This is a genomic window from Nitrososphaera sp., assembly GCF_050748925.1.
GTDB lineage: Archaea > Thermoproteota > Nitrososphaeria > Nitrososphaerales > Nitrososphaeraceae > Nitrososphaera.
On sequence record NZ_JBOGQF010000088.1, the window covers coordinates 1 to 7,721 of the forward strand.

Annotated in this window: 12 protein-coding genes; 4 read left to right on the forward strand and 8 right to left on the reverse strand. The window is 55.4% G+C overall.

Features of this window, described 5'->3' with window-relative positions:
- The 3 genes from ACREAY_RS08155 to ACREAY_RS08165 all read right to left on the reverse strand — a co-directional run.
- A partial coding sequence (locus ACREAY_RS08155; protein WP_431755275.1) for a hypothetical protein occupies window positions 1-308 on the reverse strand: 308 nt, incomplete at its 3' end.
- The gene (locus ACREAY_RS08160; RefSeq protein ID WP_431755276.1) at window positions 289-705 is read right to left on the reverse strand and encodes a type II toxin-antitoxin system RatA family toxin; all 417 of its coding nucleotides are present in this window, start codon (window positions 703-705) and stop codon (window positions 289-291) included. The genes ACREAY_RS08155 and ACREAY_RS08160, both read right to left, overlap by 20 nt.
- A gap of 7 nt (window positions 706-712) precedes the next feature.
- Window positions 713-1,093 (reverse strand): hypothetical protein, encoded by a 381-nt coding sequence (locus ACREAY_RS08165; protein ID WP_431755277.1) that lies wholly within the window; start codon window positions 1,091-1,093, stop codon window positions 713-715.
- Between the two features lie 185 nt (window positions 1,094-1,278).
- Here ACREAY_RS08165 and ACREAY_RS08170 point away from each other — a divergent pair, with 185 nt between their 5' ends.
- Window positions 1,279-1,572, forward strand: a complete 294-nt coding sequence (locus ACREAY_RS08170; protein ID WP_431755286.1) for a winged helix-turn-helix domain-containing protein — start codon at window positions 1,279-1,281, stop codon at window positions 1,570-1,572.
- Window positions 1,573-1,631: 59 nt separating this feature from the next.
- On the forward strand, window positions 1,632-2,033 hold the full coding sequence (locus ACREAY_RS08175) for a hypothetical protein (protein ID WP_431755278.1): 402 nt from the start codon (window positions 1,632-1,634) through the stop codon (window positions 2,031-2,033).
- On the opposite strand, the gene ACREAY_RS08180 is transcribed toward ACREAY_RS08175, so the two are convergent.
- The gene (locus ACREAY_RS08180; protein WP_431755279.1) at window positions 2,019-2,831 is read right to left on the reverse strand and encodes a cupredoxin domain-containing protein; all 813 of its coding nucleotides are present in this window, start codon (window positions 2,829-2,831) and stop codon (window positions 2,019-2,021) included. The genes ACREAY_RS08175 and ACREAY_RS08180 overlap by 15 nt on opposite strands.
- A 310-nt stretch (window positions 2,832-3,141) precedes the next feature.
- Here ACREAY_RS08180 and ACREAY_RS08185 point away from each other — a divergent pair, with 310 nt between their 5' ends.
- Window positions 3,142-3,384, forward strand: a complete 243-nt coding sequence (locus ACREAY_RS08185; protein WP_431755280.1) for a hypothetical protein — start codon at window positions 3,142-3,144, stop codon at window positions 3,382-3,384.
- The gene (locus ACREAY_RS08190; RefSeq protein WP_431755281.1) at window positions 3,381-3,677 is read left to right on the forward strand and encodes a hypothetical protein; all 297 of its coding nucleotides are present in this window, start codon (window positions 3,381-3,383) and stop codon (window positions 3,675-3,677) included. The genes ACREAY_RS08185 and ACREAY_RS08190 overlap by 4 nt, the downstream gene beginning before the upstream one ends.
- Here the strand turns inward: ACREAY_RS08190 and ACREAY_RS08195 are convergent.
- From ACREAY_RS08195 to thsB, 4 genes are all read right to left on the reverse strand, one after another.
- The gene (locus tag ACREAY_RS08195; RefSeq protein WP_431755282.1) at window positions 3,658-3,903 is read right to left on the reverse strand and encodes a hypothetical protein; all 246 of its coding nucleotides are present in this window, start codon (window positions 3,901-3,903) and stop codon (window positions 3,658-3,660) included. The genes ACREAY_RS08190 and ACREAY_RS08195 overlap by 20 nt on opposite strands.
- Before the next feature lie 78 nt (window positions 3,904-3,981).
- Window positions 3,982-5,013, reverse strand: coding sequence for a carbohydrate kinase family protein (locus ACREAY_RS08200; protein WP_431755283.1), 1,032 nt, complete (start codon window positions 5,011-5,013; stop codon window positions 3,982-3,984).
- A 42-nt stretch (window positions 5,014-5,055) separates the two neighbouring features.
- Window positions 5,056-5,925: a VOC family protein gene (locus tag ACREAY_RS08205; RefSeq protein WP_431755284.1), complete on the reverse strand. Its 870-nt coding sequence runs from the start codon at window positions 5,923-5,925 to the stop codon at window positions 5,056-5,058.
- A gap of 78 nt (window positions 5,926-6,003) precedes the next feature.
- Window positions 6,004-7,674: a thermosome subunit beta gene (gene thsB / locus ACREAY_RS08210; RefSeq protein ID WP_431755285.1), complete on the reverse strand. Its 1,671-nt coding sequence runs from the start codon at window positions 7,672-7,674 to the stop codon at window positions 6,004-6,006.
- Window positions 7,675-7,721 lie beyond the last annotated feature (47 nt).

The following is a 7,721-nucleotide window of genomic DNA, read 5'->3' on the forward strand; positions in this document are numbered from 1 at the left end:
GCTATGTGGAACTCATGGGGTGCTGACTTGTAAAAGAGGCCTACTCCAATTACCGCCCCTGCTACAAGCAGGTACTTCATCGGGACGCCTGCGCTGGCTGCGACTGCGACTGCAATGACGAGGCCAAGGCCGTACAGCATGTCTGCAAAAGGAGTCAGCACCGCGATGCCGGATTCAAAGTCGATGACCCCGCCCAAAACTGACGCTATGCTGAGGACCCCGAGCGTAAACCCTGCAAGGTGGACGGCAAGGCCGACTATTCCGTACTTGCGGAGCTGCCCTGCGACGCTACTGGACTGTTCTGACAATGCTGTCAAGCGCCCCCTCGGTCCCTTTTACGATGCCGTTTTTTACGTTGCTCTTGAACAAGAGAGGTATTCCTGGCATCTCTATGTCCCACGAAACGTCAACCTTGGTCCTGCCGCCTTCAAGCGGGCTAAGGGTGATGGTCCTGCTGCCAGTCATCACGCCCTCTGTCATGGTAGTCTCGACCGACTTTTTTGGGTTCAGCACCACGGTCTGCAGGCTGCGAAAGTTCATGGCGCCGACTGTGACCTCCCTTTCAATCACGTTGCCGTTTCTGCTGATGTTCCTGACAGAGCTGAGGCCCCGCCAGTGCCTGGGCTCGTTGTCCACGTCTGCAACGATCTCCCACACCCTGTTGAGAGGTGCAGGCACTGCACGGCTGGCGCTTATGGTGACCACGAAAAAATCACCTGACCGTTGTTGCCCGCGGCGTTGACGCCATCGCGCTCATTATGCCCTTTGCCACGCCAAGCCCGAATATGACTAGCCCGAATATGACTCCGATGATGGGACCCGGGAAGACGATGACAGAAAAGTCTCCCAATGCCGTCACAGGAGGTACCATGAAGATGATGCCACTTGCGGCCAGCAATCCCGCCACTGAAAACGATTTTTGCTTCCATGATACAACAAATGCTGCTGCCGCCAGCGCAATAGCGATTATGATGATCACGGTCGCATTTGCTACATTCCCTATTACCGCCGGGCCGCCTATCCCAAAAACCAGGACCAGGACAAGCGTTGCCGCGGCCAGCCCAGTCGCTAATACGAGTTTTGAATTTGCCATGCACAGATGTCGACAGTAATTATATTAACGCTTGTCCACCAAAGTCACGTAACTTTGTTCCCGCACCCTTAATCTACTGCCGCAAAGTCATTTTAAGGGGAGCAACAATCTAGTGATAGGCATGCCGCGTCTCATTCATCCCCTTAACACAACCGGACCCGCGGCAGGGAAACCTGGTTAACTTGGTGCACGAATATCGCGACAGGATATACATCAGAAAGGACATCATGCTAAAGCTGTATGAATACGGCGAGCTCAACCAGAGCAAGCTCATGAGCTACTGCGGGCTGAACAACGTCAAGCACAAGGAGATAATCGACGACATGGTCGCAAAGGAAATGATAGTGAGGTTTGAAGAAGCGTGGGGCAACAAGACGATAATCAAGTACAAGGTCTCGGAGAAGGGCAGGGCGATATTTCGGGAAATACTGGAGCCGTACGAGTTGTTGTTTCCAAGAAAAGAGGCAGAAAAATCCTGATGGCTACAGGTAACATAGTTACTGCTTTTCTTATAACGGGCTGGAGAGAAACCTAGATGGTGGCAGACGCGAGCAAGGACAGGCCTTCAGAGAGCATCTTCAAGATAATGGACGAGATAGTCCGGCAGCTGAACAGGACAAAGAAGATGTTCATCCTGATGATAGTCTCAATCATCATAGTCGTGCCTGTGACGCACATCGTCGCCAACATATTGATTGGGGACACGTTCCAGTCCGGCGACGACGGGCCACCGTTTGACAGGTCCGGCCCGCCTGGCGGCAGCCCGATAGCGGGTGCCATAGTAGCCGGCGTCGTGATTGCGTGGATAGTCATAGGCGTAAGGCAGTGGCTGATACTGAACAAGTGGACTGCAAAATACGAGGCATACAAGGAGCTTCAGCGGAAAATAGACGAAAAGCTGGACTTTGACGACGAGGACAAAAAATCAGGAAATGACTAGCCTGCCCTTCATCCCCTCTTCTGAGTGGATGGTGCAGTGGTAGTCAAACGTGCCTTTTTCTGAAAAAGTGTGCTCCCAGTCCTCGTTGGCCCTGAAAAACCCGCTGTCTATCTTTTCCTCGCCCGCTTCTGTCTTGTATGTGCCGACGACGTTGTGGGGGACGTTTGACTCGTTCACCCACCTGACGCTCGAGCCTGCCTTGGCGACGGCCGCGTCGGGCATGTATATGTTCATGCCGCCGTACACGACGTTGGCGCGCAGCGTCTCTGTCATGACGCGCTCCTGCTCGCCCTGGATGCTGATGACTTTATCCCGGTCAATGTCGACAGCCACGTTCCATATCTGCTGTCGCGACTGGCCCTGCCTGCCGTCAAGCGACGAGAAGCTCTTGGCGCTGGCATATTGCTTGCCGTCTACTGCCTGCCAGTTTGCCGTGATGATGACCTGCCCGAGGCCGCTGTGGGTCACCTTGCCGTCCGGGCTCACAAACGCCGACGGCTGCACGGCCGCTATCGTGAGCGCCTTGCCGTTTGAACCGTCGAGTATGGCCTGGACCCTGGCGTCCTGCTTTGCTATCTCCCACGACTCTCTGGCGACTTTATTGATTGCATAGATGTACGTGTTGTCGCTAGCGGTCGGCTCCTGTATCACCTGTATCTGCGACTGGAGCGAGATGTTTTCAAGCGTGCGAAAGTCCTGCGCGCGCTCCTCCGGCAGTATCTTGGACTGCATCAAAATGGTCCCGCCAACCACAAACGCCGCAACCACCGCAATGAGGCCGAGAAAGTCCTTCCGCATGCAAGTCATTGGCGAAAACTCGCTATATACTGTATGGCGCAAGATGGATTCTGCGGGTAACCAAGTTACGTGACTTTGGTGAACAACCGTTAATATAATTCCGGAGATAGTTTAACCATGACAGAAAAGGACCTTTCGTTTTGTGAATTCTGCGCCGGGGAGGAGGCAGAGATATTCCAGGTAACGGGAGATTACTGCCTGCAATGCTGGCAGGAAGAGACGCACCCGAACGTTTGATGAGGCAATCCTGCAGCCGATTCAATGTCGTGCAAGAGTCGAAATTAAATACCGAAAAAGAGCATGGACGCGCATGAGCATTGCAGTGGAATATTACAACAAGAAATTTGGCGACAACGCCCAGGCCGCGTTCATCCACCTGGTGAGGGAAGTGGGCGAGATCGCCTATGCCATGGAAAAGAGCAACACCGAGCATGCGAAACTAGAGATCACCGAGTCGATAGCGTTGTTGCAGTTCCTCGCGTCAAAATACAACCTTGACGTAAGCGCAAACATCGAGACAGTCTACTCGAAAAAGCTGGCCGCGCTCAAATGAGCCTGAGGGGCGACCTTGACGCCATTTCCGCCGTGCTGCAGGCGACGTTTGCGATAGAGCCCTTCAAGCGCAACTATGACATGGCCTTTGCAGAGATAGCCAACATCCTCTACAGGTACGGCATAGAGGAAAACCCGCGCAACCTGCGCTTCCGGTTCATACTGTGCATGCAGGAATTTTTCGACGGCATCCCGCAGGACCAGTGGCGCGTCAAGGACCCAGCGTTTGTCAAAAAGTCGGAGGATTTTGCTGTGGCGAAATTCCGCGACTGGGTCATCGAACAGGTGACTTAGCCTTTGCCACCCACTGTTCATACATCTTTACCAGTTCGTCGACGTCTTGCGCCTTCTCCGAGTACGTGACAATTACGGCAAACGCGCCCTTGCCGTCGTGGCCCCTCGCATAATAGCCCCAGAACGTGTCAGGCAGCTTTTCAAAGTTTGATTTGTTGATCGCCACGCCTGCTAGGTTCCTACCCAGTGCGTCGGCGACCTTGGCCGCGTCGTCTGCTTCTATCATTGCCCGAGTCTGGCGCTTCTCGCTTAAACTACTTTGCTGCCATGCCTGTCTTGCACTGACCGGGTAGCTGCCCGCGGCTTAGCGCACCCTCTCTAGCAGCTCAAAGACCTTGTTCATTGCCGGCGGCTCCCCTGTTGGCTCCCTGATGAACAGCGAGGACGCGGCGTTTGCAAACAGCAGCCGCTCCTTCGGATCCAGCCCCGCGATATAGCCTACAATGTCCGCGGCGTCCCACACGTCGCCGGCGCCGGTCAGTATCCTGGGCTCCACCTTGATGGCGTGCGCAAACTCTACTTCCTTGCCGTTTGACCACGCCGAGCCGGCCCGGGTGTGCAGGTCGGTGGTTATGCCGACGCTTTCAGATATTTTTCTTGCCGCCGCCTTTACCTGATCCGGCCCGTAATCTGGGCCGAGCAGCGCGTCGAGCCCGAGGGCCCCTGCCAGTAGGTCGCACTCGTTTTCGTTGATGCTGAGGCAGTCAGTCACGCCTGCCAGCTTGAATAGCGCGTCGCGGAATTCCTGGCTCCTTGTGGATATGTCGGCGGGGTCGATGAAATGCAGGGCGGAAGGCGAGCTCTTGAACGCGTGGTCGGCAAGCTCTGTCCCCTTCAAGTTGCTGGCCCAGTTGACGACCATCACGGCGTCGGCCTTTTTCAGTATCGCAAGGTCGTCCTGCGAATTCAGCCTGTCGGGCCCAAAGCACTCATTGTCGCCGATGTCGCTTACCATGACGTTTGCCCTGCTCTCTCCGTTAGGGAACTCAAACGCAGTCGTGCAGCCCTGCCTGCCTGCCGCTATCCTGAGAGCCACCCTGTCGCCAAACTGGGCAAACGCCTGCCTGAGCATCGCCGAGCCGACGTCGTCTGCCACCGTGAATAACGTGACCCTGGCGCCCAGCCTTGCCAGCGCGTACGCCACGTTGACGGCGTTGCCGCCCTTGATGTCCGACGTCGGAAAGCCCCTGACGCTCCCGCCGCCCGCCCTTGCCTTTTCGTCAATGGCTCCAAACAGCTTCTCCTTTGATTCTAGCCGTATTATCCTGTCAACGAAAAAGTCCGGCATCACGACTATGGAGCCGGCAAGGTAAAGCTGCTTTAGCTTCTCTATCAATCAGAGGCCGTAGAATCGCGCGGTATTTGTTTTTTGTCAAAATCACGCTGGGCTCGCATAGAGCCGGATAGCTGTGCCGTCGCTGTCCTGAATGAAGGCCGACCTTGGCGACTCTTTTACTGCCACGCCCTGCTGCAAAAGATGCGCTTTCGTATCCTCTAGTGCTCTCACCGGCAGTTCTATGCCGAAATGGTTCAGCCCCAAACCCACATGCAAGGCAGGCTGAATGTCAGTCCCAAGCCACGTGTTTGTCGCGATGTGGTGGTGATACTTGCCTGCGGCGAAAAAACTTGCGCCCTGCATTACGGTAGTAATGCTCAATCCCAGCTCCCCGGAATAGAATCTCCTTGCCCTCTCTAGGTCCCGGACATGCAGGTGGATATGGCCGATGACTGTTCCGGCAGGCATCTGTTTCCAGCTCCCGGTGACCTCTCTCATTAGGTCTTCCGTGTCCAGCTTCTCTGTCGCCATCTGGACGCGGCCAGCATCCCATTTCCATTCCGATCTTGGCCTGTCGCAATAGATCTCGATGCCGTTAAAGTCGGGATCGCGGATATAGATAGATTCGGAAACCAGGTGGTCCGCAAGGCCGTCAAAGTGGACCCGGTCGCGGTTTTCTCCAAGGTGCACAAGCACGTCTGCCAAGTGCTTTCTCTCTGGAAGTAAGACGGCAAAGTGGTAGAGGCCGGCCCTTTTAGACTGCTGGCTGCCGCTTGCCTGCGATAATTCGACAAGGTGGGAGGAGTTCCCCTCGACTGAAAGAAACGCCTTGCCGTCAAACCGGCCGACCTCCTTGAACCCAAGAATGGATTTGTAAAAGGCAAGTGACCTGTCAAGGTCGGACACGTTCAGGCTGACATAGCCTATTCTCATTGACGGGTGAATAGTAAATTGCCGGCCGCCGCTATCCATGGGCAACATGCGCTTTTTCGGCTAATAAAACCAGCAGTAGAATCGTCGTTTGCTGTCAAAAAGGAAAAAGGGAGGATTTTACTCCATTCCCATGCCGCCCATTCCGGGCATGCCACCCATGCCGCCCATGCCGCCAGGCGGACCGGCTGGCATCCTGGACTTGCTTGCGGCAATGACGTCGTCGATCCTTAGGATCATCGATGCAACCTCGGTTGCAGACTTTATTATCTGCTGCTTGATGGCCGCCGGCTCGAGCACGTTCTGCTTGTACATGTCGGCCACCTGCGTGTTCCTTGCGTCGACGCCGGTCCATTTCTGGCCCTTGCTCTGCTTGGCGCGCAGCTCAGTCATCGTGTCTATCGGGTCCATGCCTGCGTTCTCTGCCAAATTGAGCGGGATCGAGTCAAGGGCGTCTGCAAACTTTTGCACTGCAAGTTGCGCCCTGCCTTCCTGGCTTGAGGACCACTGGCGCAGCTCGTTTGCAATGTATGCCTCCGGGGCGCCTCCACCTGCCACGATGGCCGGCTTTTCCAGCACGTCCTTCATGACCATGAGTGCATCATGCAATGATCTATCGGCTTCGTCAACCACGCGCTGCGAGCCGCCGCGGATGAGTATCGTGACTGATTTCGGGTTCTTGCACCCCTCGATGAACACCCACTTGTCAGTCTCCACCTTGCGCTCTTCGACCAGCTGGGCAGAGCCGAGGTCCTTTGCGGTTAGGTCGTCAAGGTTGTTGACCATGCGCGCGCCGGTGGCCAAGGCCATCTTGGTCATGTCGCTTTCCTTCACGCGCCTGACTGCGAGCACGCCCGCCTTTGCCAGGTAGTGCTGGGCGATGTCGTCGATGCCCTTCTGGCACAGGGCGACGGTCGCGCCCGACGACTTTATCTTGTCCACCATGGATTTCAGCATCCTGTTCTCTTCTTCAAGGAACATCTGCATCTGCTGCGGGTCCGAGATGCGGATCTCGGCACTCATCTCTGTCTTTTCAATTTCAAGCGCCGCATTGATGAGCGCTATCTTGGCGTTCTCTATGCGCCTTGGCATGCCTGCGTGCACGACTTCCTTGTCAAGCACGATGCCCTTGATGAGTTTCGTGTCGCCCATCGAGCCGCCGGCCTTCTTTTCGACCTTGATGTTGTCAAGGTCGACCTTTGTGCCGCCTTCTTTCTTCTCGGCGACCATCCTTGCCGCGTCGACCACTATTGCGCCAAGGTGCGGGCTGTCGTCTGACACCAGCTTGGAATCCATGCTGGTCCTCGCTATCTTCATGAGCATGTCCTTGTCAGAAACGTCGACCTCTATTGCGATCTTTTGCAAGAGTTTCAGCGCCTGCTCTGCAGCCGCGTTGTAGCCGTCAACGATGACCGACGGGTGGACGTCCTTGTTTATCAGCTCCTCTGCCTTTTCAAGCAGGGCGCCTGCAAACACTACGGACGAAGTCGTGCCGTCGCCGACCTCGTTGTCGACTGATTTTGCCACCTCAACCATCATCTTTGCCGCCGGGTGCTGGACGTCAATTTCCTTCAATATGGTGGCGCCGTCGTTGGTGATAGTCACATCGCCGAGGTTGTCCACCAGCATCTTGTCCATGCCGCGCGGGCCCAGGCTCGTCTTTACTATCTCTGCGATAAGCTTTGCCGCCATGATGTTGTTCCTTTGCGCTTCCCTTCCCTTGTTCTCTTTGCTTCCTTCCCTCAGGATTAAAACTGGCGTGCCGTTAGCGGTTGTTTGAATCGATGCCATTGCTATTCACTAGAATAAGGCAGCTTTTCGTCAATCTCTTATATATT